Source organism: Pseudomonas sp. JL2, assembly GCF_031570495.1.
In the GTDB taxonomy this organism is placed as follows: domain Bacteria; phylum Pseudomonadota; class Gammaproteobacteria; order Pseudomonadales; family Pseudomonadaceae; genus Aquipseudomonas; species Aquipseudomonas rhizophila.
In genome coordinates this window covers 66,052-90,389 of sequence record NZ_JAKUDH010000018.1, presented here as the reverse complement: position 1 = coordinate 90,389, position 24,338 = coordinate 66,052, and the positions used below count along the sequence as shown (strand labels likewise).

21 protein-coding genes are annotated in these 24,338 nt (G+C 62.1%); 6 read left to right on the top strand and 15 right to left on the bottom strand.

All coding sequences use genetic code 11. The features are described 5' to 3' along the window. Positions 1-67: 67 nt before the first annotated feature. From MKS85_RS21020 to MKS85_RS21000, 5 genes are all read right to left on the bottom strand, one after another. Positions 68-1,384, bottom strand: a complete 1,317-nt coding sequence (locus MKS85_RS21020; protein WP_160891366.1) for a Na+/H+ antiporter family protein — start codon at positions 1,382-1,384, stop codon at positions 68-70. A gap of 248 nt (positions 1,385-1,632) precedes the next feature. After that, on the bottom strand, positions 1,633-2,946 hold the full coding sequence (locus MKS85_RS21015) for an ATP-binding protein (protein WP_107322235.1): 1,314 nt from the start codon (positions 2,944-2,946) through the stop codon (positions 1,633-1,635). Continuing rightward, positions 2,943-3,611, bottom strand: a complete 669-nt coding sequence (locus MKS85_RS21010) for a response regulator transcription factor (protein ID WP_076383909.1) — start codon at positions 3,609-3,611, stop codon at positions 2,943-2,945. Before MKS85_RS21010 ends, MKS85_RS21015 begins: the two co-directional genes overlap by 4 nt. After that, positions 3,611-3,922: a PepSY domain-containing protein gene (locus MKS85_RS21005; protein WP_047229266.1), complete on the bottom strand. Its 312-nt coding sequence runs from the start codon at positions 3,920-3,922 to the stop codon at positions 3,611-3,613. The genes MKS85_RS21010 and MKS85_RS21005 overlap by 1 nt, the downstream gene beginning before the upstream one ends. Continuing rightward, complete coding sequence (locus MKS85_RS21000) at positions 3,922-4,227, bottom strand: PepSY domain-containing protein (RefSeq protein ID WP_047229267.1); 306 nt, start codon at positions 4,225-4,227, stop codon at positions 3,922-3,924. Before MKS85_RS21000 ends, MKS85_RS21005 begins: the two co-directional genes overlap by 1 nt. Positions 4,228-4,390: 163 nt before the next feature. On the opposite strand from MKS85_RS21000, the gene MKS85_RS20995 reads away from it, so the two are divergent. From MKS85_RS20995 to codA, 5 genes are all read left to right on the top strand, one after another. Continuing rightward, on the top strand, positions 4,391-5,470 hold the full coding sequence (locus MKS85_RS20995) for a patatin-like phospholipase family protein (protein WP_188251369.1): 1,080 nt from the start codon (positions 4,391-4,393) through the stop codon (positions 5,468-5,470). Between the two features lie 83 nt (positions 5,471-5,553). Then, a complete protein-coding gene (gene queD / locus MKS85_RS20990; protein ID WP_107323262.1) occupies positions 5,554-5,910 on the top strand; it encodes a 6-carboxytetrahydropterin synthase QueD in 357 nt (118 codons plus the stop codon). Positions 5,911-5,988: 78 nt separating this feature from the next. Beyond that, positions 5,989-6,819 (top strand): alpha/beta fold hydrolase, encoded by an 831-nt coding sequence (locus MKS85_RS20985; protein WP_188251370.1) that lies wholly within the window; start codon positions 5,989-5,991, stop codon positions 6,817-6,819. A 171-nt stretch (positions 6,820-6,990) separates the two neighbouring features. Next, on the top strand, positions 6,991-8,262 hold the full coding sequence (codB, locus tag MKS85_RS20980) for a cytosine permease (protein ID WP_076383905.1): 1,272 nt from the start codon (positions 6,991-6,993) through the stop codon (positions 8,260-8,262). 14 nt (positions 8,263-8,276) lie between these two features. Continuing rightward, positions 8,277-9,524, top strand: a complete 1,248-nt coding sequence (gene codA, locus MKS85_RS20975) for a cytosine deaminase (protein WP_188251371.1) — start codon at positions 8,277-8,279, stop codon at positions 9,522-9,524. A gap of 174 nt (positions 9,525-9,698) precedes the next feature. Here codA and MKS85_RS20970 read toward each other — a convergent pair whose 3' ends face one another. Next, positions 9,699-10,691 (bottom strand): diaminopimelate epimerase, encoded by a 993-nt coding sequence (locus tag MKS85_RS20970; protein ID WP_188251372.1) that lies wholly within the window; start codon positions 10,689-10,691, stop codon positions 9,699-9,701. 177 nt (positions 10,692-10,868) lie between these two features. Between MKS85_RS20970 and MKS85_RS20965 the strand changes: the two genes are divergently transcribed. Then, positions 10,869-12,020: an MFS transporter gene (locus tag MKS85_RS20965; RefSeq protein WP_188251373.1), complete on the top strand. Its 1,152-nt coding sequence runs from the start codon at positions 10,869-10,871 to the stop codon at positions 12,018-12,020. A gap of 217 nt (positions 12,021-12,237) precedes the next feature. Here the strand turns inward: MKS85_RS20965 and MKS85_RS20960 are convergent, their stop codons facing one another. The 9 genes from MKS85_RS20960 to MKS85_RS20920 all read right to left on the bottom strand — a co-directional run bounded on the left by MKS85_RS20960 (position 12,238) and on the right by MKS85_RS20920 (position 24,325). Further along, complete coding sequence (locus tag MKS85_RS20960; RefSeq protein WP_160891265.1) at positions 12,238-14,676, bottom strand: TonB-dependent receptor; 2,439 nt, start codon at positions 14,674-14,676, stop codon at positions 12,238-12,240. Between the two features lie 98 nt (positions 14,677-14,774). Beyond that, complete coding sequence (locus MKS85_RS20955; protein ID WP_139049547.1) at positions 14,775-15,758, bottom strand: FecR family protein; 984 nt, start codon at positions 15,756-15,758, stop codon at positions 14,775-14,777. Between the two features lie 37 nt (positions 15,759-15,795). Continuing rightward, positions 15,796-16,296, bottom strand: coding sequence for a sigma-70 family RNA polymerase sigma factor (locus tag MKS85_RS20950; RefSeq protein ID WP_047229277.1), 501 nt, complete (start codon positions 16,294-16,296; stop codon positions 15,796-15,798). Between the two features lie 218 nt (positions 16,297-16,514). After that, entirely contained in the window at positions 16,515-16,955 is a 441-nt protein-coding gene (locus MKS85_RS20945) for a carboxymuconolactone decarboxylase family protein (RefSeq protein ID WP_047229280.1), read from the bottom strand. Between the two features lie 111 nt (positions 16,956-17,066). Then, the gene (locus MKS85_RS20940; RefSeq protein ID WP_047229281.1) at positions 17,067-18,509 is read right to left on the bottom strand and encodes a mechanosensitive ion channel family protein; all 1,443 of its coding nucleotides are present in this window, start codon (positions 18,507-18,509) and stop codon (positions 17,067-17,069) included. A 191-nt stretch (positions 18,510-18,700) separates the two neighbouring features. Next, positions 18,701-19,567, bottom strand: coding sequence for a pirin family protein (locus MKS85_RS20935; protein WP_188251374.1), 867 nt, complete (start codon positions 19,565-19,567; stop codon positions 18,701-18,703). Between the two features lie 180 nt (positions 19,568-19,747). Continuing rightward, positions 19,748-20,362 carry a response regulator transcription factor gene (locus tag MKS85_RS20930; RefSeq protein ID WP_047229283.1) on the bottom strand — a complete coding sequence of 205 codons (615 nt, stop codon included), beginning with the start codon at positions 20,360-20,362 and terminating at the stop codon, positions 19,748-19,750. A 115-nt stretch (positions 20,363-20,477) separates the two neighbouring features. After that, the gene (locus MKS85_RS20925) at positions 20,478-20,912 is read right to left on the bottom strand and encodes a chemotaxis protein CheY (protein WP_047229284.1); all 435 of its coding nucleotides are present in this window, start codon (positions 20,910-20,912) and stop codon (positions 20,478-20,480) included. 128 nt (positions 20,913-21,040) lie between these two features. After that, positions 21,041-24,325: a transporter substrate-binding domain-containing protein gene (locus MKS85_RS20920; protein ID WP_188251375.1), complete on the bottom strand. Its 3,285-nt coding sequence runs from the start codon at positions 24,323-24,325 to the stop codon at positions 21,041-21,043. Positions 24,326-24,338: the final 13 nt, after the last annotated feature.

Here is a 24,338-nt window from a genome sequence, read left to right as displayed (position 1 = left end):
ATTGGATATTCTGTGAACACCCCTGTGGGAGCGAGCCTGCTCGCGATGAAGGCGACTGGGTCCCGGATTACAACACCATCGCCGCCACCCAGCCAAACACCAGCAGCGGCAAGTTGTAATGGATGAAGGTCGGGACCACGGTGTCCCAGATGTGGTGGTGCTGGCCATCGATGTTCAGCCCGGAGGTCGGGCCCAGGGTCGAGTCCGAAGCGGGCGAGCCGGCATCGCCCAGGGCTCCGGCGGTGCCGACGATGCAGACGATCGCCAGCGGACTGAAACCCAATTGCAGGCACAGCGGCACGAAGATCGTCGCCAGAATCGGCACCGTGGAGAACGACGAACCGATGCCCATGGTCACCAGCAAGCCCACCAGCAACATCAACAGGGCGCCGATGCCCTTGTTGTGGCCGATCCAGGCCGCCGAGGTTTCCACCAGGCTCTGGACTTCACCTGTTGCCTTCATCACTTCGGCAAAGCCTGAGGCGGCGATCATGATGAAACCGATCATCGCCATCATCTTCATGCCTTCGGTGAACAGGTCGTCGGTTTCGCGCCAACGCACCACCCCCGATACCGAGAAAATCAGAAACCCGACCAGGGCACCGATGATCATCGAATCCAGCAGGAGCTGAATGGCAAACGCCGCCGCGATCGCCAGTCCCGCCACCAACAGGCTCAACGGGTTGTAGCGCACGGTCACCTGTTCGGCCCTGGCGATTGTTTTCAGGTCGTAGATGCGTTTTTTGCGATACGTGAAAAACGCCATGACCAAACCAAACACCATGCCCAGCGCCGGAATGCCCATGGCATGGGTGATGTTGATGTCACTGACGTCCACGCCGCTGCGGGCGACGTTGGCCAGCAGGATCTCGTTGAGGAAGATGTTGCCAAAGCCCACCGGCAGGAACATGTAGGGCGTGATCAAGCCAAAAGTCATGACGCAGGCAATCAACCGGCGGTCCAGCTGCAGCTTGGTCAGTACATAAAGAAGCGGCGGTACCAACAGCGGGATGAAGGCGATGTGGATCGGCAGAATATTCTGGGAGGCAACCGCTACCGTTCCCAGCAAGCCGATCAGGACCCATTTGACCCCCGAGCCACCGGCGACGTCCTGGCGATCCACCATGGCCAGGGCTTTGTCGGCCAGGGCGTGAGCCATGCCGGACTTGGCAATCGCTACGGCGAAAGCACCCAGCAAAGCGTAGGACAACGCCACGGTTGCCCCGCCCCCGAGACCGGCATTGAACGCCTTGAGCGTGGCGTCGATGCCCAGGCCGCCAGTCAGACCGCCCACCAGAGCGCCGATAATCAGCGCGATCACCACATGCACGCGGGACAGACTGAGCACCAGCATCACGCCAACCGCGGCAATTACTGCATTTATCATCATTACCTCAAAGCACAGCGATGGAGAGCCACCGGACAAAAAGGTCGCGACTTTGCAGGAAGCGGCGAGAAGCTGCAAGGGTCATGCGGCGGGTTTTATATCCGCATGAGAGCGGGAACGCACCGATATCTTGAGTCCAGCCCCAAAACAATGTGGGAGCGAGCCTGCTCGCGATGGCGGTCTGTCAGTTGATATTGAAGTGGCTGACCCGGCGCTATCGCGAGCAGGCTCGCTCCCACCAGAGATCAGCGCTTGGGCAATCCGATCGTGACCTTCAGCCCGCCCCATTCGCTGTCGCCCAGCGCCAGCGTCCCGCCCCAGGTGTCGACGATGTCCCGCACGATGCCCAGCCCCAGACCGTGGCCGTCGGTCTGCTCATCGAGCCGCGTGCCGCGGCTGAAGACTTGATCGCGGCGGTCTGCGGGAATGCCTGGCCCATCGTCTTCCACCGCCAGGCTGAACCCCTCGGCTGTCTCGCTCACGGTCAGGCGCACTTGCGCGTCGGCCCATTTGCAGGCGTTGTCCAGCAGGTTGCCCAGCAGTTCCAACAGATCTTCACGATCCCAGGGCAGGTGCAGGCCGGGCGGCGCGACGTAAGCCAAGTGCAAGTGCTCACCATGGATCATGTTCAACGTGGCCAGCAACGCCGGCAGTTCCGCGTCGCAGTCAAGATGGGCACCGGGCAAGGCATCGCCGGACAGTCGGGCGCGGTTGAGTTCGCGGTTCAGGCGCTGACGGACCTGCTCCAGTTGTTCGAGCAACAGCTTGCGCAGCTCGGGGTAAGGGTCGAGTTTTTCATTCGAGGCCAGGCTCTGCAGCACCGCCAGCGGGGTTTTCAGGGCATGCCCCAGGTTGCCCAGGGCGTTGCGTGAACGTTTGAGGCTGTCCTCGGTGTGGGCCAGCAGATGGTTGATCTGCGCCACCAGCGGTTCCAGTTCCCGCGGCACCTGCTCGTCGAGTTGCGAACGCTGCCCGCGCTGCAACTGGGCGATCTGCTCCCGGGCTTTGTCCAGCGGGCGCAAGGCGCGGTGCACCGTGATGCGTTGCAACAACAGAATCAACAGCAACCCCGCCAACCCAAGGCCGAGGCCGATCTGCTGCATGCGCAGGAAGCTGTCCCGCACGGGCGTGTAGTCCTGGGCCACGCTGATGGAAATCGCCTGGCCCAGACGCCGATAGTCGGTGCGCAGGACCAGCAGCTTCTGACCTTCAGGCCCCAATTGCAGGTTGCTGTGCAGCCCCGGATGGTCGAGATGGGGTAACTCCTGGTCCCAAAGGGAGCGGGAGCGCCAATGCGTATCGGCAAAATCGATGCGGAAATAATGCCCGGAAAATGGTCGCAGATAAGCCGGCGACAAGCGTCGCTCATCCAGTTGCAGGCCTTGCGGACCACGCACCAAGGCCACCAGCAGGTTCTCGCTGTCGTTGCGCAGCCCCGCCTCCAGATACCGCTGCAGACCCAGCTCGAACAACCACAGACTGGTCTGCGCCAGAACCAGGCCGACCACCACCATCACACCGATCAGGCCCAGGCTCAGACGCCGCTGGATCGATCTCACTGCGCCTGCCCGCCGAACAGGTAACCCTGGCCGCGACGGGTTTCGATCACGCTGCGGCCCAGCTTGCGCCGCAAGTGATTGACATGGACTTCCAGTACATTGGAATCGCGCTCGGTTTCACCGTCATACAGGTGTTCGGCGAGATGGCTCTTGGACAGGATTTGCTCGGGATGAAGCATGAAATAGCGCAGCAGGCGAAATTCGGCCGCGGTCAGTTGGATCTCGGTGCCGTCGCGGCTCACACACTGGCGACCTTCATCCAGATGCAGCCCGGCCGCCTGGAGCGTCGGCTGGTTGGCCTGGCCATGGGAGCGGCGCAGCAATGCCTGGATCCGCAGGTGCAGCTCTTCGGGATGAAAGGGTTTGGTCAGGTAATCGTCGGCCCCGGCCTTGAGGCCTTCGATGCGTTCGGCCCAGGAACCGCGGGCGGTCAGGATCAGCACAGGCGTGCTCAGGCCGCCCGCGCGCCATTGGGCCAACACTTCAAGCCCCGGCACCCCCGGCAAGCCGAGATCGAGGACGATCAGGTCATAAGGCTCGCTGCTGCCCTGATAAACCGCGTCGCGGCCATCGGCGAGCCAGTCGACGGCGTAACCCTGCCGCGTCAGCCCGGCCATCACTTCGTCGGCCAGGGGAACATGATCTTCCACCAGAAGCAGGCGCATCAGTCTTCCTCATCTTTGAGTAAACGGCCGGTCGCGGCCTCCAGGTCCAGTTCGCGCACAACGCCGTCGGTAGCCAGCAATTCGACCTCGTAAATATAGACGCCGTGTTTTTCTTCCAGCTCGGCCTCCAGCAGTTTGGCGCCGGGGTGGCGATCCAGCGCCTGTTGCAGCAAATGTTCCAGGGGCAGGATCACGCCCTGCTGCCGCAATTGCAGGGCCTCATCCTGGTCCAGGTCTCGGGCGACGGCCAGTGAACAGAACACCAGCAGCGCCAGCCCCCAACGGCTGCGAGGGCGTAAATTAAGCTTCATTACAGATCCTGATGATTCTTGAGTACCTTGCCGTCAACCGCGTCCAATTCAAGTTCCCAGTCAACGCCCTGGGCATCGCGCAAGTCCACCTGATAGATGTACTTGCCGTATTCTTGTTCCAGCTCGGTATCGGTCAAGGTGGCGCCAGGGTGTTTGGACAAGGCAGTGGCGTTGAGTTTTTCAACCGACAGAATGGTACCAGCGTCCTGCAGCTTTTGGGCTTCGTCGGCCGTGAGGTCTCGTGCGCTGGCCAGGCCACTGATGGCCATCAGGGTAACGATGAAAAAGGCAGTCAGGCGGTTCATGGGTTGTCTCCTTTTTTTGTAATCTTCACCGGGGAACTGTATCGGGGCGAACTTAACTGAAACTGAATTGCCATCATTGAACACAGATCAATGTGGGAGCGAGCCTGTTCGCTGCCACAGGGCTGACGCCGTTAAATTATCCGTTGCACCATTCGAGACCGGTATGACCGCCATCCACATCAAGTTCCCTGCCCTGACCCTCAAGGCCGGCCCTCGTGCTCTGGCACGCATTCGCCAGGCTGGCCTGAACGCTGCCGATGTCGGCATTCTGCCGGGCGCCGCTGGCGGCCCCAAGGCCTTGGGCATTCAGGGGCTGGACCTGGCGCTGTTTGGCGAGTGGCTGCCTGCCGCGCCCCGGGAGCGCTCGCTGATCGGTGCTTCGGTGGGTTCCTGGCGCTTCGCCAGCGCCTGCCTGCCGGATGCCGCCGAGGGGATCCGGCGCCTGGGCACCCTGTACAACGAGCAAAGCTTTGCCAAAGGCGTGACCATGGCCGGGGTCAGCCAGAGTTCGCAGCGCATGCTCGATGATCTGCTCCAGGGCCGTGATACGTCGATCCTCGAAAACCCGCATTACCGGCTCAACATCATGGTGGTCAAAAGTCACGGCTGGCTGGCCCAGGATCATCGCGGGCGACTCGGCCTGGGATTGTCGTCGGTGATCGCCGACAACCTGCGGGGCCGAGCGCGCCTGTCGCGGCATTTCGAACGGCTGATCGTCCACGACCCACGCCGGGCGCCGCCGTTGCACCCGTTGAACGACTTTCCGTCACGCTTCGTCCCGCTGGAGGCCGGTAATCTGCGCCAGGCGCTGCTGGCATCCGGCTCGATCCCGATGGTGATGGAGGGCGTGCGCGACCTACCCGGCGCCGGCGTTGGCACCTACCGCGACGGCGGCCTGTTGGACTACCACCTGGACCTGCCCTACAGCGGCGAAGACATCGTGCTGTATCCGCACTTCACCGACCGGGTCATTCCCGGCTGGTTCGACAAGGGCCTGCCATGGCGCCGGGGGAACGTCGAGCGCCTGCAGGACGTGCTGTTACTGGCGCCGTCCCGTGAATACCTGGCGCGCCTGCCCTTCGGCAAGCTGCCGGACCGTAACGACTTCAAGCGTTTCATGGGCGATGACACGAGCCGCCGCAAATACTGGCGCACGGCGATGGACGAAAGCCGCCGGCTCGGTGACGAGTTTCTTGAACTGGCGGCCAACGGTGGGCTGGGCGGGCGTTTGCTGACCCTTTAGTCAGCACGGTCGCGCAACGCCGGAACCAAACTGATAAACTCCGCCGCCTGCCTCGCGACCGCTACCTTAAAGAGCCTGAACCTGTGGAAATTTTCAAAGAATTCACCTTCGAATCCGCCCACCGCCTGCCCCACGTGCCAGACGGTCACAAGTGCGGCCGCCTGCACGGCCACTCGTTCAAAGTGGCGATTCACCTGAGCGGCGACATCGACTCGCACACCGGCTGGATTCGGGACTTCTCGGAGATCAAGGCGATCTTCAAGCCGCTCTACGAGCGCCTGGACCACAACTACCTCAACGACATCCCCGGCCTGGAAAACCCCACCAGCGAAGTCCTGGCCAAGTGGATCTGGGAACAGTTGAAGCCATTGTTGCCGGAACTCAGTGCCATTCGCATCCATGAGACCTGCACCAGCGGTTGCATCTACCGCGGCGAGTAAGCGGGCCACAGGGACCTGTGGCATTGGCTTTTTTTGTGTCTATGCTTTTTGGCTCGAACATGCCAAGAGGACGCGACCATGAGCCACTGGCCCCTGGATCACGAATGCAACTTCAACGGACACCGCATCCGTTACGCAGTCCACGGCGACGGCCCGCCGCTGGTGTTTGTCCACGGCACGCCCTTCTCTTCCTACGTGTGGCACCGAATCGCCCCGCTGTTCTTCGCCACTCACAAGGTGCATTACTTTGACCTGCTGGGTTACGGCCAATCCGCACAACCGGACGCCGACGTTTCCCTCGGTGTGCAAAACCAGTTGCTCGCGCAGTTGCTGGAACACTGGGGCCTGGATTGCCCGGACGTGGTGGCCCACGATTTTGGTGGCGCAACCGCCCTGCGCACGCACCTGCTCAACGGCAAGCACTACCGCAGCCTGACCCTGATCGATCCGGTGGCGCTGTCGCCCTGGGGTTCACCTTTTGTCCAGCATGTGCGCCAGTACGAAGCGGCGTTCAGCGGCCTGCCCGATTACATTCAGCGGGCCATCGTACCGACCTATATCCGGGGTGCGATCAACAGGCAGATCCCCGATGAAGAACTGGCGCCGTACGTGCAGCCCTGGCTTGGCGAGACCGGCCAGGCCGCGCTCTATCGGCAGATCGCGCAGATGGACGAACGCTATACCCGCGAGGTCGAACCGCTGTATGCAACCGTGCGCTGCCCGACGCAGATCCTTTGGGGAGAAGACGATCAGTGGATCCCCATCGAACGCGGTCGGGCGTTGCAACGGATGATACCGGGCGCACAGTTTCATCCCGTTCCCAATGCAGGGCATTTGGTCCAGGAAGACGCGCCGGAGGCCATCGTCGCGGCGGTGTTGCGGTTTCTAGCGCTGCTCTCTCCCACCTGAAGAAACCGCATAGGCAGTGGAAACTGTGTTCCAACTTGAACCACCGCCGCACCGCTTTCGTTCTCTTCACTTACCCAATCCCACGGATTGGCTATAAATAACCTCGCGATCACTCGCTTGGCACGGGCGCTGCACGCTTGCGACATCTTCCTCCTGCGCAAGGACCTCCACATGACTCAAAACGATCCGGGCAACGACTATCCCTTGAGCGAAGTCCCGATGCATGCCCGCAAGGGCCTGGCCTCCACGGCCATGGTGCTGCTGGGCTTCACCTTTTTCACCGCCACGATGTTTGCCGGTGGCAAGCTGGGGGTAGCGTTCGGTTTTGCCGAAATGCTCACGGTCATCGTGATCGGCAATCTGCTGTTGGGCCTGTATGCCGCCGGCCTGGGTTATATCGCCTTCAAGAGCGGGCTCAATTCGGTGCTGATGGGTCGCTTCTGTTTCGGTGAGGTGGGCAGCAAGCTCAGCGACTTGATCCTGGGTTTCACCCAGATCGGCTGGTACGCCTGGGGCACGGCGACGGCGGCGGTGGTACTGGGCAAGTATTTTCATTTGAACGAAGGCACCGTGCTGGGGCTGATGGTGCTGTTCGGCCTGGGGTTCTGCGTCACCGCCTACATCGGTTATCGCGGGCTCGAGATCCTGTCGTACATCGCCGTGCCAGCCATGATGTTGTTGCTGATGTTGTCGATGTGGGTCGCGACGGTAAAGGTCGGTGGCCTGGATGGGTTGCTGGCGGTGGTGCCGACGGGCAGCCTCGATTGGTCCACCGCCATCACGCTGGTGTTCGGCACGTTCGTCAGCGGTGCCACCCAGGCGACCAACTGGACGCGGTTTTCCCGCTCGGCGAAGATCGCGGTGCTGGCAAGCCTGATCGGCTTTTTCATCGGCAACGGCCTGATGGTATTGATCGGCGCCTACGGAGCCATCGTCTATCAGCAGCCGGACGTAGTGGAAGTTCTGCTGTTGCAAGGCTTCGCCATGGCGGCGATGGCAATGCTGCTGCTCAACATCTGGAGCACCCAGGACAACACCATCTATAACTTTGCCGTGGCCGGCTGCAATCTGCTGCGCACCCGTCGGCGCAAAACCGTGACCCTGGGCGGCGCGGCGATCGGCACACTGCTGGCCCTGCTGGGCATGTACGATCTGCTGGTGCCTTACCTGATTTTGCTGGGCACGGTGATCCCGCCGATTGGTGGAGTGATCATGGCCGATTTCTTCTTCCGCTGGCGCGGACGCTATCCGCGTCTGGCCCAAGCGCAGCTGCCGGCCTTCAACTGGCCGGGGCTGTTTGCGTACGGCGCAGGCACCCTCGCGGCGTTCACTTCGCCTTGGGTTGCGCCACTGGTAGGAATCGCCACCGGCGCGCTAACGTATGTGATATTGATCGGCCTATTGGGAATTCGCGCCACCGATACCCCCCTCCAAGATCTTTGAGAAGGACTCGCTTGATGCACATCATCAACGCCCGCCTGCGCAACCGCGAAGGCTTGCATGAACTGCACCTGGAAAACGGCCTGATCGCCAGCATTGCACGCCAGACCGAAGCCCCGAGCCTCGGCCCGCAAGACCTCGACGCCGGCGGTAATCTGGTGGTGCCGCCGTTCGTCGAACCGCACATTCATCTGGATGCCACCCTCACCGCCGGCGAACCCCGCTGGAACATGAGCGGGACGCTGTTCGAGGGCATCGAGTGCTGGGGCGAGCGCAAGGCCACCATCACCCAGGAAGACACCAAGACCCGCGCCAAAAAAACCATCCAGGCATTGGCCGCCCATGGCATCCAGCATGTGCGCACCCATGTCGACGTCACCGATCCTGACCTCACCGCCCTCAAAGCCATGCTTGAAGTGCGTGAGGAAAGTCGTCACCTGATCGACCTGCAGATCGTCGCGTTTCCCCAGGAAGGCATCGAGTCCTACCGCAACGGCCGCGAACTGATGGAGGAAGCAATTCGAATGGGTGCCGACGTGGTGGGCGGCATTCCGCATTTCGAGTACACCCGGGATCAAGGCGTAAGCTCGGTGAAATTCCTGATGGACCTGGCCGAGCGCACCGGTTGCCTGGTGGACGTGCATTGCGACGAGACCGACGACCCGCACTCGCGCTTTCTCGAAGTGCTGGCCGAAGAAGCCCGCAGCCGCGACATGGGCGCCCGCGTCACCGCCAGCCACACCACGGCCATGGGCTCCTATGACAATGCCTACTGCGCCAAGCTGTTTCGCCTGCTCGGGCACTCGGGCATCAGCTTCGTTTCCTGTCCCACCGAAAGCATCCACCTGCAAGGACGTTTCGATAACTTCCCTAAACGCCGCGGCGTCACCCGAGTCAACGAATTGCTCGAAGCGGGGATGAACGTGTGCTTCGGCCAGGACTCCATCGTCGACCCGTGGTACCCCCTGGGCAACGGCAATATCCTGCGGGTGCTGGAAGCCGGCCTGCACATCTGCCACATGCTGGGTTACCGCAACCTGCAAAGCGCCCTGGACCTGGTCACTGATAACAGCGCCAAGGCCATGGCCCTGGGCGAGCGCTACGGCCTGGAAGCCGGGCGCCCGGCGAATCTGCTGATCCTCTCGGCCGACAGTGACTACGAAGTGATCCGTAGCCAGGGCCTACCGCTTTACTCCATTCGCAATGGCGAAGTGCTGATGAAGCGGCAGATGCCGGTGGTGGAGTTTGCGGTTCAGCCAGGCTGAGGTCATCGCGATAGCGGTGGTTCAGTTGGATTGATGCTGGATGTGCCTGCGTCATCGCGAGCAGGCTCGCTCCCAAAGTGGAGCGGCGCCGTACGCGCATTTTTGTGCCCGCTGAAGATCGAATGTGGGAGCGAGCCTGCTCGCGATGGCGTCATTGGCTGCGGCGCAGATCGTCTATGACACAGACCGCGCAACACCAAACAACCTGACCCGCATCAGCTCACCCGCCTGCTCCTCCAGCAGAATCGGTGCAGTGCCACCCGGCATCACCACACTCACCGCCCCCGCCTTCACCCAACCCACTCGCCACGCGGCGCACGCCACCGCACTGGCACTGGTGCCCGAAGAAGCGGTGGGACCTTCCCCTCGTTCAAAAATCCGCGCGGCAATGCTTGCTTCGGCCTGGCGCCAGGCCCACTGCAGATTCACCCCCGCCGGGCAGGGAATCCCGGACCCACCGGGCGGCGCATAGGCAATGCGCGTCAGGCTTTGCGCCAACGCTGGGGCACGCATCTGCGGGTTACTTGGCAACGTCTCGGCGCTGCCCACCAGGGTCACGCAGTGCGGGTTGCCAATGTTCACGAACTGACTGGCACCCCAGGCCGGATTCAAAGCCTCAAGTGCAGCCACGCGGCTGACTTCGCGCTGGTTGACGATCGCGCTTTGCGCGCCTTGAGCCGCGACAGCGCCGGGGCCGAAAAGTGGTTTTCCCAAGTCCAGCCAGAAACCCGAGAGACCTTCGAACTCCGCTACGCGGACCGCCGTTTGCAGCGGTGACACGCCTTCACGTTTGTCGTGATGAACCTGTAGAACACATTCGCCGTCGCTCGGCATCAAGCCTTGCTCTTTGAGCGCCTGGGAGAAAATCGTCAGGCCATTGCCGCTGCGCTCGGCCAGGGTCCCATCGGTGTTGACGATCAACAGGTCAAAAGGTGGCTCATTCTGGAACGGGCCGATCAGCAGACCATCGCTGCAATGGGCCTTGGCATCCGGCGGCGCCTGACCCGGCGCCCAACTACAGAAGGCCTGCACTGCGGCGCGGGTCCAGGCCTGGCGGGCCTGGGCAGCCTGGGCGGCTGTCGGCGGCAGGTCAATGCCTTGGGCACGGACCTGCTGCGGTGAGACCACGCCATAAATATTGCCCCGTGCATCATAAAACTGCGTCATGGACCAGACCCGGATTCAGCCAGCGAAAGCCGGTACTTTATTCCGGCCAAGGCTGTGCAGGCAAAGCGTGCTTGCCACCCACACACCTCTTCGGCACCTTGAGGTCGCGGCGCGGTCAGTGGATGTGCAAGCATAGGGCCCGCCCGCACCATCGCCTCGCCAAACCAAGGACGTTTCATGACTGCCATTACGCCACCGCCAACCTTCATCCCCGGACGCCTGGAACAGATGTCCACCCGCATTGCCTATCTCATCGCCGGTGTCGGGATCGCGGCCTGGGCGCCGCTGGTGCCGTACGCCAAGGTGCGGGCGAACCTGGACGAAGGCACTCTCGGGTTGCTGCTGTTGTGCCTTGGGGTGGGGTCGATTCTGGCGATGCCGATTTCCGGCGCACTGGCGGCGCGATTTGGCTGCCGGCGGGTGCTCAGTGGCGGCACGATTCTGATCTGCCTGGCCTTGCCCGCGCTGGCAACGATGACGTCTTTGCCCTGGCTGGTGGCAGCCTTGTTCTTGTTTGGCGCCGGCCTCGGCACCGTGGACTCGACCGTCAACCTGCAGGCGGTGATCGTCGAGCGGGCCAGCGGCAAGACCATGATGTCGGGTTTTCACGGCATGTTCAGCCTCGGCGGGATCATTGGCGCGGCCGGTGTGAGCGCGCTGCTCGGCCTCGGCCTTTCGCCCCTGGGGGCGACGCTGGTGGTCAATGCACTGTTGCTGGTGGCGCTGTTCAAGGCGGCGCCGCATCTGCTGCCCTATGGCAGTGAAAGTTCGGGCCCGGCGTTTGCCATTCCCCACGGCGTGGTGCTGTTTATCGGCATCTTGTGTTTCATCGTATTCCTGGCCGAAGGCGCGGTGCTGGACTGGAGCGCGGTATTTCTGACGGCCGAGCGTGGAGTGGAAACCGCCTATGCCGGGCTCGGTTATGCCGCATTCGCGCTGACCATGACCGTCGGCCGCTTGACGGGGGATTCGGTGGTGCATCGCCTGGGCGCCAAACGCGTGATTATCTACGGCGGCGCGACCGCTGCGGCCGGGTTCCTGCTGGCGACCCTGGCACCGATGTGGCAGGCGGCGCTGTTGGGGTATGCGTTGGTCGGGGCCGGGTGTTCGAACATCGTGCCGGTGTTGTACACCGCGGTCGGCAAGCAGACGCTGATGCCTGAAGCGATCGCCGTACCGGCCATCACCACCATCGGCTACGCCGGCATCCTCGCAGGCCCGGCGCTGATCGGATTCGTCGCCCATGGCAGCAGCCTGAGCTTTGCGTTCGGGTTGATCGCGCTGTCGTTGGTGGCGGTGGCGGTCAGTGGGAAAGTGTTGAAGGTTTGAAGCCTGCCACTGCCTCCTGTGGCGAGGGAGCTTGCTCCCGCTCGGCTGCGAAGCAGTCGTAAACCGGTGGACGCGGTGTGTCTGACGCACCGCATTCAGCAGGTTTGGGGGCCGCTTCGCGCCCCAGCGGGAGCAAGCTCCCTCGCCACAGGGTTGGGCTCAAAGCCACAGGGCTGCGTTCCAGTGTTTCAAGCACCGGAAAGTGCCTGATCCCCGATCAGAACCCTACACTCGCCTGCACAAAAAACGTACGCGGTGCGCCGACGTAGATGCCCGAGTTGTTGTCGCTGGAGCGGGTGTAGTACTGATGGTCGAACAGGTTCTTCACCCCGGCGCCGACCTTCAGGTTCGATAGTTGCGATCCGAAGTCGTAGCCAGCGCGCACGTTCCAGAGCACGTAACCCGGCATGTCACCGTAGCGTCCATCGGCGCTGCCGTCGGTGATGTAATCGTCGCTGAAGCTGCCGTCGGGGTTCACGCTGTTGCCGGGTGAGCGTTGCTTGGACTGGGCAAAGGCATCGAGGTTGTAAGTCCAGCGATTGATCTCATAACGCAACCCCAGGTTCGCCACCTGACGCGAGTAGAACGGCAGGTCACGGCCCTTGAAGCTTGGAATATCACCTTCATAAGTTGCGCGGGTGTAGGTGAAACCGGCATTGGCGCTCAGGCCTTCCAGGCGTGGGTCCAGCGCGGCCATGTCGTAGCGCACCGAGGCTTCCAGGCCCTGGTGCTTGGTGGCGCCCATGTTGGTCCAGCCCACGTCGTTGCTGATGTACTGCAACTCGTCGTCGAAGTCGATGTAGAACAGCGTCACTTCCCCGCCCCACACGTCATCGTTGTAGCGCGTACCGATCTCGTAGGTCTTGGCTTTTTCCGGGTTCAGGCCGTTGGCGGTGTTGTTGCCGTCGCCGCCCTGGCCGAGCTGGAAATATTGCAGGCTGCCGAACGATGTCTCGTAGTTGGCGAACAGCTTCCAGGCATCGGACAGGTGATACATCACGCTCAAGGCCGGCAGCGGTTCGTTGCTGTCGATGCTGCGGCGTTTTTCCTGTACCGGACTGCCGTCGGTGTCGAGCACCGGGCGGTCGTGCCATTGGGTGCTGATGCGTTCGAAACGGATGCCCGGGGTGATGGTCCACTTGCCGACATCAATCTTGTCATCGATGTAGACCGCATGGGCTTCGGTGCCACCAGTGCGGTCCTGATAGACGTGACCATCGGACCCCGGCCGCACCACCGGCTGGTTATCGCGCAGCGCCAGGCGACTGGCCTCTTCGTGCATGCCTTCCTTGAGGTAGCGATAACCGACGCTGGCTTCCTGGGTGGTCGAGCCCAGGTCAAACACATGGGACACCCGCGGTTCGATGCCGAAGGTGTAGTAAGTACGCGGGTAGGACGCCAGGTTGCGCTGGTCCCGGGAGGCGATGGTGCTGCCACGGTAGCTGTCGGAATAATAGGTCAGCACTTCGGCCTGGGTGCGGTCGCTGATCTCGCGGATCCACTTGAACGACACGTCCTTGCGCCGGCCGGCGAAGTTGTCCCAGTCACGGTCGGACTGATACGGGTCCGCGTCGTATTGCGCCTGGGTCAGGCCGCCGGGCATGTCAGCCTTGGCGTCGTAGTAATGGAAGTTCAGCGAGAAATCATCCACCTCGGTGGGCGCCCAATGGGTCTTGAGGATGACGTCGTCGATGTCATTGTCGTTGTTGCTGCGGCGATAGCCATTACCGTTGACCCCCGAATACAGGAGCGCAACGCCCATGCCGTTATCGGCCGTGCCGCCGAGAAAAGCGCTGTCGATGTGCTTCCAGCCGCCGCGCTGGGAGGTTTCCAGGGTGGTGCCGATTTCACCGGTGGCTTTTTCCGGAATCGCGCGGGTCACGAAGTTGATCACGCCGCCGACGTTCTGCGGCCCGTAACGCACGGACCCGGCGCCGCGCACCACGTCGATGCTGTCCAGGTTGCCCGCAGAAATCGGCGCCATGGACAGTTGCGGCTGACCATAAGGCGCAAACGCCGCCGGCACGCCGTCGATCAGCACCGTGGAACGGGGCGACAGGCGCGAAGTGAGACCGCGCACGCCGACGTTCAGGGAGATGTCGCTGCCGCCGGTGCCATTGGCATCCTGCACCTGCACCCCCGGCACCCGCCGCAGCACATCGCCGACGTTCATGGCCCCCTGCTCCACCATCGCTTCGCGGCGGATTACCGTGCGCGCGCCGGCATGGTTCTGCACCACTTCGGCATTGGCATCGCCGAGCCAGTCACCGACCACCTGGATGTCGGTGGCCCCCAGTTCCAGCGGGCCGCCAGTGGACGCCGAGGGCGCCGGCAGCACGGTCACCGAACCTTCATTGATCTGGTATTGCAGGCCGCTGCCTTGCAGCAGTTGGCCCAGGGCCGCTTCTGGGGACAAGTTGCCGTCCACCGCCGGGGCTTGCTTGCCGGCCACCAGCTCCGGGCTGAAGAACACCTGCAAAGAAGTCTGCTGGCCGAGCTGGCTCAAGGCCTGGCCCAGCGGCTGCGCCTGGATGTGAATGGACGTGGCCGCCTGATCGGCGAAGGCCTGGGGCAATGCGGCACTGACGGCCAGGGTCAGGGCCAGCGGCAGCCAGCGGGCGGGGGCGCGGTTGTTGTTTTTGAAGGTGGTTTTCACGTCGAACCTTGTCCTGTTGAATCGCAAGAATACGCGTCTGTTAATGCAAACCAGTTGCAGTTGGACAAGAAGACGAAGAACTCGAAAAAAACCTGAATTTACCGCGCAATTATTTCCTGGCTGCCGTCATCCAGGGTGCGCACGGCCACCGGCAGGATGTTGGGCAAAGCCTTGAGCAGCGCCTCGGGGTTATCGGCACGAAACACGCTGGTCAGGCGCAGGTTGCCCACCGCCGCGCTGCCGATGCGCAGGGGCTTAGCGCGATAACGGGAAACCTCCTGGACGACTTCGCTCAAGGGAGCGTTGTTGAACACCAGTTTGCCGTGGCGCCAGGCGGTGAGTTCATCGGCGTTGATAGCATAAGGTGCGGCGACCTTGCCCTGCGCATCGATACGAGTGCCAAGGCCGGCCGTGAGGCTGACGAACCCGGCCTGCGCCGCGTCGTGCCCCTGGACCTTGACGCTGCCCTGCTCCACCGCCACCCGGGTTGAGTCGGCATCGCGGCGCACATCGAAGCGCGTTCCGGTCACCGTCACCCGGCCGTTGCCCGCCTCCACCGTAAACGGCCGGCCGGCGTCATGCTCGACGCGAAACAACGCCTCGCCTTCGGCCAGTTCCACGCGCCGTTGATGGTGGACGAACTGAACACGCACGCGGCTGCGGCTGTTGAGGTCGATCACCGAACCGTCCGGCAGCGCGATGTGCCGGCGCTCGCCCAGGGCCGTGGCAAATTCAGCGCTGTAATCGCTGGAAGCACCCAAGCCGCTGAACAACCCCAGCCCGACCGCCATCGCCAACAGCCCGGCGGCCACGGCGAAGCGCAGTAGCGGTCGACGCTGGGGACGTTTGGCGGGTGGTTCGCACAACGCTTGCAGACGTTCCTTGGGCAGCAGATCCGTGGCGCTCCAGATCCCCTGCAGAAGTAGAATTTCGTCGCGGTGATTAGGATGTTCGTCCAGCCAGGCCTCGTAACGCTGGCGCTCATCGACCCCCATGACGGGAGCTTGCAAGCGTACGAACCATTGCGCCGCCTCGTCGCGAACCCGGTTCTGCCCGCACGGGCATTCACGGTTATCCATCATGGAAGGTCCTGTGGCTCAGGTGGAAGATAACGACGGATCATTGGCCAGCCCCGTCCAGACGATCGCGCAGATGCCGCAGGGTGCGGATCATATACTTTTCCACCATGTTTTTTGACAAGCCCAGGCGCTCGGCGATTTCCGCCTGGGTCAAGCCTTCGATCTTCTGCCAGACAAACACCGTACGGCAATTGGCCGGCAGCTCGGCCAGTGCCCTTTCGATGGAGTCTGCCAACTGGATCGCGTGCATGTAGTGCTCCGGGTCGCCCGAAAGCGACTGGCTGTGATCGAGCGCCACCTCCTCCATGGCGCCCCGCCGATCTTCGCGCCGATAGCCATCCACTGCAATGTTGCGCGCCGTCTGGTGCAAATAGGCCCGCGGCTGCTGGACATCAGCCGAATCGGACTCGAGCACCCGCACGAAAGTATCGTGAGCCAGGTCCTCGGCCTGCTGGCGATTGCGCAGGCGACGGGTCCAGGTGCCGATCAACTCTTCGTAATGCTCGAAAAAGCCAGGTCTGCGGGGCGGCTTGGGGGTCATCGCACTGCGCTGTGGGGACGGGGCGTGAATAGTAATGCTTCCTATTAAGCCGAAGCAAACCTATTGCAGTGCCTGTCGTCCGAAGCTTTCAAGCCGAGCATTAAATCTATGTGGGAGCAAAGCTTGCTCGCGATGGCGGTGTGCCAGTCGATGGTGCATGAACTGTCTGACCGCTATCGCGAGCAAGCGTTACTCCCACAGGTAGTGTCTGCTTTCGATTACGCCTCAGGCATCTTGCGAAAGCCCACCGCCAAGCGGTTCCAGCCATTGATGGCGTTGATTGCCACGGTCAGGTCGACCATTTCCTTGGGCGTGAAATGCTGGTTCAGCAGTTCGTAGTCGGCGTCTGGCGCATGGGTGTCGCTCAAGCGGGTCAGCGCTTCGGTCCAGGCCAGCGCGGCGCGTTCGCGAGGGGTGAAAAACGGGGCTTCGCGCCAGGCGGTCACGGCATACAGGCGACGCTCCGTCTCGCCGTCCTTGCGGGCATCGGCGGTGTGCATGTCGATGCAGAAGGCGCAACCGTTGATTTGCGAGGAACGCAGCTTGACCAGTTCCAGCAGGGATTTTTCCAGGCCCAGTTTCGAAACAGCGGTTTCGAACGCCAGCATGGCTTTGAAAGCTTCAGGGGAGGCAGTGTAGAAATCGATACGCGGTTGCATGGTGAACTCCAGAACAATTGGGTGTGGCGCTACGTTAGCCTCGCGGTGGCGCGGTACAAATAGCCAATTATTGGGAAGTTCGGGGGGCCAATGCACGCCCTTGATACTTGCTCAGGCCCGACTGCGCAACCATTGCAGGAAGCGCTTCTTGGCCACCGGTTTGGGAACGTCGCGGGTCAGGTTCTGGGCCAGGTGCATGCGCACGTCCAGCAGGTTCTTCATCGCGTCATTGATGTCGCGGCGAGCGTCCAGGCAGGGTTTGAGGTAGCTCTTCTCGATGCGATAAAGGGTGCAGAAGGTCTTGGCGGAAAAGTTCGCCAGCGCGGCCTGGTCGGAAACGATCCCGGCTTCGCCAATAACCTCTCCCGGCCCCATGCGTCCGGCCTCGAACGGCTGGCCGTTGCGAAACAAGGTCACGCTGACCACACCGGACTCGATGATGAACAAATGATCGCTGACCTCCCCGGCCGGCAGGATCATGTCGCCGGCGCGGAAGGTCTGCAGGGTCATGTTCTGGCTGAAGGTGTCTTTCTCATCCTGGCGCAAGGTGGAGAAAATGCTCGAGCTTTCCAGCAACGCACGGGGCCGCGACACGCCATTGGTGGACGCGCTTTCGCTGGTGGACAACAGGCTTACGCCCGATGCCTGCAAATGCCGGAAAGCCAGGTCGAACAACTGATTGCGCACTTCGCGCTTCTGGCCCATGGACGCGACGAACCCGCTGATTTCATATTCCGCCCCGGTGCTGCCGGTGCTCTTGAGTGTCACGCAGGGAGCCGGGCTGGCAAGCAGGGAACGACAACCAATCATCGCCCGCTCCAGCGCATCGATCACGGTTTGTGGCCGTGCATGCGGGCTGACCGGGATGCTGATGGATAACCCGTGGACATCGCTGGGCCGGCTGAAGTTGACGATCTTGGCCTTGGCCGCCAAGGAGTTGGGAATCACCGCCATGCTGCCCTGGGCGGTCTGCAACCGCGTGGCGCGCCAGTCGATGTCGGTGACCCGGCCTTCGGTGCCATCGATGGAAATCCAGTCATCGACTTGATAGGGCTTGGTGGTGTTGAGCACGATCCCGGAGAACACGTCACTGAGGGTACTCTGCAAGGCCAGGCCGACGATGATCGCCATCGCACCGGAGGTTGCCAGGACGCCCTTGACCGGCAAGTCCAGCACATACGCCAGGGCAGCGATGACGGCGATCAGGAAGATCACCGCGCCGATCAAATCCTGCAAGAGCCGCCCGGTATGACCCACCCGTTGCATCATCACCGCGCCGATCATCACCGTCAGGGTCCGCGCAGCGAACAGCCACCAGGCAATTTGTAAACCGGTGGCCGCCAAGTGGCGTGGCACGTCGTCAACCCACTGCGCCGGTTGCAGGGGGTTGAGGCCTTCGTTGAACAGCAGCGCGCTGAACAACGAAAAAATCAGCAGCCGCCCGCCGATCTTCCAATAGGTCCGATCAGCGCTGACCAGCCGCCACAGCAGAATGTCGAGCACCAACAGCACCAAGGCACTCAGCAGTGGGTGATCGGAGATCAGAGACAGCATCGCGACAGCTCCAGGAAGGTCATGGAGCGAAGATTGGCACAAATTGAACACGCTGTAGAGATCACCCCAAACCAGTGTGGGAGCGAGCTTGCTCGCGAATGCAGCGTGTCAGTCAACGTCTATGTGCCTGATACACCGCGTTCGCGAGCAAGCTCGCTCCCACATTGCTTTGGGTTGACTGTTGTTTCGCCTCAGTCGTCCATCGCGCCAAAACGACCGGAGTGGAAATCGTTGAAGGCCTGGTGAATTTCCTGCTCGCTGTTCATCACGAACGGGCCATGACCGACGATGGGTTCGTCGATGGGCTCGCCGCTGAGCAGCAACACCACCGCGTCGTGATTGGCGTGCAGGTGCAACTGCTCGCCGGCCCGGTCGAACAACGCCAGTTGCCCGGCCTCGACCCGCTCGCGACCGTTGACCTGAACCGTGCCACGCAACACCACCAACGCGGTGTTGTAGCCATCGTGTACGTCGAGGGTCAGGTTTTTCCCGGCATTCAAGCGCATGTCCCAGACATCGATGGGCGTAAACGTCTTCGCCGGGCCCTGATGCCCCTCGAAGCGGCCGGCAATCAGGCGCAGGCTGCCAGCGTTGTCCTTCAGGTCGATGCTCGGAATGTCGCCCTTGAGGAGCGTCTGGTAGCCGGCCGGGGCCATTTTGTCCTTGGCGGGCAGGTTGACCCACAGCTGAACCATCTCCATGAACCCGCCTTGCCGGGCGAAGTCCTCGGAGTGGAACTCTTCATGAATGATCCCGGAAGCGGCCGTCATCCATTGCACGTCGCCAGGGCCGATCTTGCCGCCGCTGCCAGTGGAATCCCGGTGTTCCAGTTCGCCCTGGTAGACGATGGTCACGGTTTCGAAACCGCGATGAGGGTGCTGGCCAACACCGCGACGCTCGGCGGTGGGTTCGAATTGCGTGGGAGCGGCGTGGTCCAGCAGCAGGAACGGGCTGATGTGCTTGCCCAGGTTGTCGTAGGAAAACAGCGTGCGAACCGGGAAGCCGTCACCGACCCAATGGGCTCGGGGGCTGGTGTAGACGCCGATGATGTTTTTCATGCGGTGGCTCCAATAGTGTTGCGAATCAGACGTTGCGATTCGATGGACACAGATTAAAACCACGAACGCAGCCGCACTAGACTGCAAAAATCAGTCTTAGCGTTCTATAGAGAGAACGATCGCCCCCCAACTTCACTGATATGCCATCGCACGGGGCTGCAATGAGCCCGCACACAGGGATCACAAATGATTGCGCTTGGCGAAATCCGACAGACCCACCAGCGTCTTGAGTCCGAGTTTTTCCAGCAGACGGGTCTTGTAGGTGCTGACGGTTTTCGGACTCAGGAACAAGGCCTCGGCGATGTCCTTGCCGCGCATTCCCATGGCCAGCATTCGCAGAATGGATAGCTCGCGGGTCGAGAGACTTTCCAGGGTCTGCTGTTCAGTGCGTTGTTGAAAATCCAGCCTGACTGGCATTTGAGGGAAATAGGAGTAGCCGGATTTCAGCGCATGAATGGCCTTGATCAGTTCTTTCAGGTCGCTTTTCTTGGTCACAAAGCCCCTGGCTCCGGCCGAGATGCAGCGGTTGCAGAAGTGCTGCGCGTCCTGGGAAGTGAATACCAGCACCCCGCACTCTGGGAACTGGGTCATGATCCAGACCAACAGATCCATGCCATCGAATCCGTTCATCACCAGGTCCAGAATCACCAGGTCTGGGGCCTTTTCCTTGATCAACGCCCTGGCGTCGGCGACACCGCTCGCGTCCCTGACTCCGGTAAACCCCTCGTTCTGGCAAATGAGCCGCAATGCCCCTCGTATGACAGGGTGGTCATCCACGATCAATACGTCTTTCAAGGCAACTCCCCACGTAAATGCAAACGGCGCCGATGCCATGACTGCTTCGGACTGTTGCACAGGCGCCGGGCCATGCCACCTGTCAGGTCTGACAGTGCCGACCAACGGTGCAGCTTCATCCTGCGTGACCTTGCCTGAGGGGGCGAAGCCAGGGTCGCGTCAACTCGCTGGCCTGGGGATCAATCCGCTCCATCAGACTTGCCAGTGACGCAAGGTCAGGCAACTGGGCCGGGCTCAAGTGCATGCCCGGCCGCCGCGCGACCGCCGCCGAGGACAGGCCGACCTGTGGTGTGTTGTAAATCATCGCGTGACGAAGCTGGGGGTTATCGAGAATGAAATCGTGCAGGTTCAGCGCGCCGTTGGCCAAGCCGGCATTGACCACGACCAGGTCGAACGGCTCGCTGCCGTATTCCACCAGCGTCAACAGCTCCTGCAGGCCACTCACGGGGGCGATCCGAAAATAACCCTGTTGATTGAACAGGTGCTCAAGCCTCATTCGATGAGCATGTTGCGTGTCGGCAATCATGATACGTAATGCTTTGTTCGGCATGACAGGCATCCCAATCGTTAAGGGGCGTCAGGCTAGAGGAAGCTTTTGAGAGGCGCTGTAGGACGAATCCCAAAAAAGGGAGGAAAAAGGTACTTCGCATGTAGCTTCGGGATGACTACGCGGCTCGCTTATCCATGAGAAGACCCGCGGGGACCACTTCGCGCCCCAGCGGGAGCAAGCTCCCCCGCCACATAGGCCTCCAGTCGTTCAGTCAGGTGCTCCATGGCTTGGCGCACGTCATCCACCGCGGCGGCGAGCAACGACCGGTCGCCGCCACGGCAGGCACTTTCCAGGGCTTCGCAGGCGGCAATCAGCCGCTGGGCCCTGATCATCAGCGCGCCACCCTTGACCCGGTGCGCCAGGTCCGCCAGCCCTGGCAGGTCTTGTCGGGCGAGCAGACGCATCAATTGCGCCAGGTCTTCGGCATTGCTGTTGACCATTTCCACTAGCAGTTTTTTGATTGAGCCCGTGTCACCTGCGCTCAATAGTTCAAGGCTGCTCAAGTCAATGTCGCCGGTGGTCGGCGCAGGCACCCACTCATCGGGCACTGCGGCGCAATCCTGCGTGACCGCAGCCAGGCAGCTGTTCAGTTCCTTGAGGCTGATGGGTTTGAACAGGCAATCGTCCATGCCGGCCTCGACACAGCGGGCCTTTTCCTCGGGCTGGGCATTGGCCGTGAAACCCAGGATCACCCCCGGCGACAAACCCTCGGCCCGCTCCGCCTCGCGAATGGCCCGGGCCAGTTCGTAGCCGCTCATCAACGGCATGTTGCAGTCGGTAATGACGACATCGAATCGTTCAGCACGCCAGGCGCGCAACCCCTGGACACCATCGTCGGCTTCGCGGACGCGATGGCCCAGATAGCTCAGTTGCTGGGACAGCAGCAAACGGTTGGCCGGGTAGTCGTCCACCACCAGAATGTTCAGCGCCCGCACCGGTGCCAGCGCCTCGACTTGCGCCGACGGCGCTTGAGCCAAGGCATCGAGCGCCGGCAAGCTCAGCAGAACTTCAATCTGCGTGCCCTCCCCCGGCACGCTGCTCAACGTCAGGGTGCCGCCCATCATTTCGCAGAGCGTGCGGCTGATCACCAGCCCCAACCCGGAGCCGCTGCGGGCCGACTGGGTGTTGTTGCTGGCCTGGGTAAAGGGGCTGAACAGGCGGCGCTGATCCTCGGCCGAAATACCACAGCCGGTGTCTTCGACGCGCAGGCGGATCGGCAGGCACTGCGCGTCATCGCCCGGTGCGGCTCGCACACTCAAGCGCACCTGCCCCTGGTCGGTGAACTTGATGGCGTTGCTCAGCAGGTTCGACACGATCTGCTTGAAACGCAACGGATCAACCAATACGTCGCGGTTGATCGCGGCGTCGAGTTCAAGCTGTAAGTGCAGTTGTTTCTGCCAGGCCAGGCCTTCAAAGATCCGTGCCACCGACTCGATCAGTTCCCGCAGGTTGGCCCGCTGCGGGGTCAGCGACAACCTGCCGGACTCGATGCGGGCGATGTCGAGGATGTCACCGATCAAGTCGAGCATGCCGCGAGCGGCGCCCGACGCGACTTCGATGGCGAACCGGTCCATGACACCCTGGTCGGCTTTTTTCAGGGCCAGCTCCAGCATGCCGATCACCGCGTTCATGGGGGTGCGGATTTCATGGCTCATGGTCGCCAGGAAAGTGGTCTTGGCCCGGTTGGCATCATCGGCGCTTTGCTTGGCCACGCGCAGTTGTTCCAGCAGACGCCGCAGGTAAACGACCCACCCCAATGCCAGCAGCAACAGCAGCGCGGCGATGGCGAACCCCTGGACGATGGTGGTGCGGTTGCGCAACCAGTAGTTGTCGTCGATCACCACTTCACTGCGCCAACGATTGGTCAGCTCGTCCATTTCTTCGGGAGAAATGCTCAGCAGCGCCTTGTCCAGGATCGAATGCAGCTCCGGCGCATCACGATGAGTCGCCAGGGCCACGCTCTCAGGAAACGTTCCCACGGTGCTGGTGATTTGCAGTTTGCCGCGGTACTGGCGGGAAATCATATAGCGGGCACTGATCAGCGAATTGACTGCGCCGTCCACCGTGCCGGCGGCGACCATGGACATCGCGTCCGCCGCGTTTTCAGCCGGCACCAGGTGCACTCGGGGAAATTGTTCCAGCAGATACTCACGCAGCACATTGCCCCGGATCAGCGCCAGGCGTTTGCCCTCCATCTGGTCCAACGTCAACGGGACCTTGCTCCTCAAGGGCGCCACCAACACGAACGGATTGCTCAGGTAGGGCCGGGTAAAACGCAACGCCCCCTCAAGTTCGGTGCTCGGTGGAGCGGCGGCCAGTACGTCGGCCCGACCGCTTCTGACGCGCCCGATCACATCATGAAGCGAGTTACCCCGCTGGATATCGAACTTCAGGCCGGTGCGCAGGCTGATCCGGGCCAGCACATCGGCGCTGATACCGCGCAAATGGCCTTGTTCATCGATAAACGTGAGTGGCGGGAAGTTCTGGTTGACGGCCACTGTGATCCGCGGATGTGCATTCAGCCAACGCTGTTCCTTGACGCTGAAATGCAGGGGTTGCTGACCGGGTATGCTCGCGCCGCCAGCGCTCCAGCGCCGCAGGATACTCATGCGTTCACTGGCAGGGATGGCTTGTAGCGCGGCGTTGATAATGCGCAGCAGGCGTGCGTTCTCGCGGCTGACCGCAAAGGCGAACGGCTGTACTTCCATGCGTGAGAAATCAGCCAGTTGGACGTTGTTCAGGTAGTTCTTGCTGATCAGGTAATTGGAGCTGATCGAATCCCCCAGGTAAACGTCGGCCTGCCCAAACGCCACAGCGCCGATAGCGCTCAAGGTCGAAGGGTATAACTGCAAGGCCGCATCCGGATAAAACGCCTTGACTGTCTCGGTGGGCAAATAGTGATACAGCATCGCCACGCGCATGCCCGCCAGGTCCGTGGGCAAGTCTTGGCTATCCGCGACGCGGGCCACCAGGGTAGGCAGGTCATCGGCATAGGCCTGGGACATCGCCAACGCCGGGTCGCTGGCTTCGAAGCCGTTGGCCGTGCCGAGCATGTCGATCTCACCGCTGCGCAGCGCCTGGAGCGATGCCTCCCGTGACGCGTAACGCTGCACCCGCACATCAACGTGCAACATCTGCCCCAGCAACTGGGCATAGTCCGCGGTGAGGCCTTCATAGTCGCGGCCATTGCTGGTGATACCGAACGGTGCGTAATCCGGCGCCGAGGCCCCCAACAGCAACGTTCCCTTGCCGCGTAGCCAGTTCCAGTCGGCCTCCCCCAGGGATACCGAATAGTCGCTCACACTGGAGCGCCCGAGCACTTGCAGCGACTCAGGTGCCGCGCCAACCTGCGGCGTCACACTTGATAAGCCCAGCAACAGCGCCACCAGGCCTGTGCGTAAGAACAGCGTCATTTGGCTCAGGTTG

Bases quoted from the DNA above. Each gene is read 5' to 3' on its own strand.
- MKS85_RS20955 (WP_139049547.1), bottom strand. From the start codon at position 15,758: ATGATGGATAACCGTGAATGCCCGTGCGGGCAGAACCGGGTTCGCGAC.
- MKS85_RS20945 (WP_047229280.1), bottom strand. From the start codon at position 16,955: ATGCAACCGCGTATCGATTTCTACACTGCCTCCCCTGAAGCTTTCAAA.
- codB (WP_076383905.1), top strand. From the start codon at position 6,991: ATGACTCAAAACGATCCGGGCAACGACTATCCCTTGAGCGAAGTCCCG.
- MKS85_RS21005 (WP_047229266.1), bottom strand. From the start codon at position 3,922: ATGAAGCTTAATTTACGCCCTCGCAGCCGTTGGGGGCTGGCGCTGCTG.
- MKS85_RS20965 (WP_188251373.1), top strand. From the start codon at position 10,869: ATGACTGCCATTACGCCACCGCCAACCTTCATCCCCGGACGCCTGGAA.
- MKS85_RS20985 (WP_188251370.1), top strand. From the start codon at position 5,989: ATGAGCCACTGGCCCCTGGATCACGAATGCAACTTCAACGGACACCGC.
- MKS85_RS20950 (WP_047229277.1), bottom strand. From the start codon at position 16,296: ATGACCCCCAAGCCGCCCCGCAGACCTGGCTTTTTCGAGCATTACGAA.
- MKS85_RS20935 (WP_188251374.1), bottom strand. From the start codon at position 19,567: ATGAAAAACATCATCGGCGTCTACACCAGCCCCCGAGCCCATTGGGTC.
- MKS85_RS21000 (WP_047229267.1), bottom strand. From the start codon at position 4,227: ATGAACCGCCTGACTGCCTTTTTCATCGTTACCCTGATGGCCATCAGT.
- codA (WP_188251371.1), top strand. From the start codon at position 8,277: ATGCACATCATCAACGCCCGCCTGCGCAACCGCGAAGGCTTGCATGAA.
- MKS85_RS20995 (WP_188251369.1), top strand. From the start codon at position 4,391: ATGACCGCCATCCACATCAAGTTCCCTGCCCTGACCCTCAAGGCCGGC.
- MKS85_RS20920 (WP_188251375.1), bottom strand. From the start codon at position 24,325: ATGACGCTGTTCTTACGCACAGGCCTGGTGGCGCTGTTGCTGGGCTTA.
- MKS85_RS20925 (WP_047229284.1), bottom strand. From the start codon at position 20,912: ATGCCGAACAAAGCATTACGTATCATGATTGCCGACACGCAACATGCT.
- MKS85_RS20940 (WP_047229281.1), bottom strand. From the start codon at position 18,509: ATGCTGTCTCTGATCTCCGATCACCCACTGCTGAGTGCCTTGGTGCTG.
- MKS85_RS20970 (WP_188251372.1), bottom strand. From the start codon at position 10,691: ATGACGCAGTTTTATGATGCACGGGGCAATATTTATGGCGTGGTCTCA.
- MKS85_RS21010 (WP_076383909.1), bottom strand. From the start codon at position 3,611: ATGCGCCTGCTTCTGGTGGAAGATCATGTTCCCCTGGCCGACGAAGTG.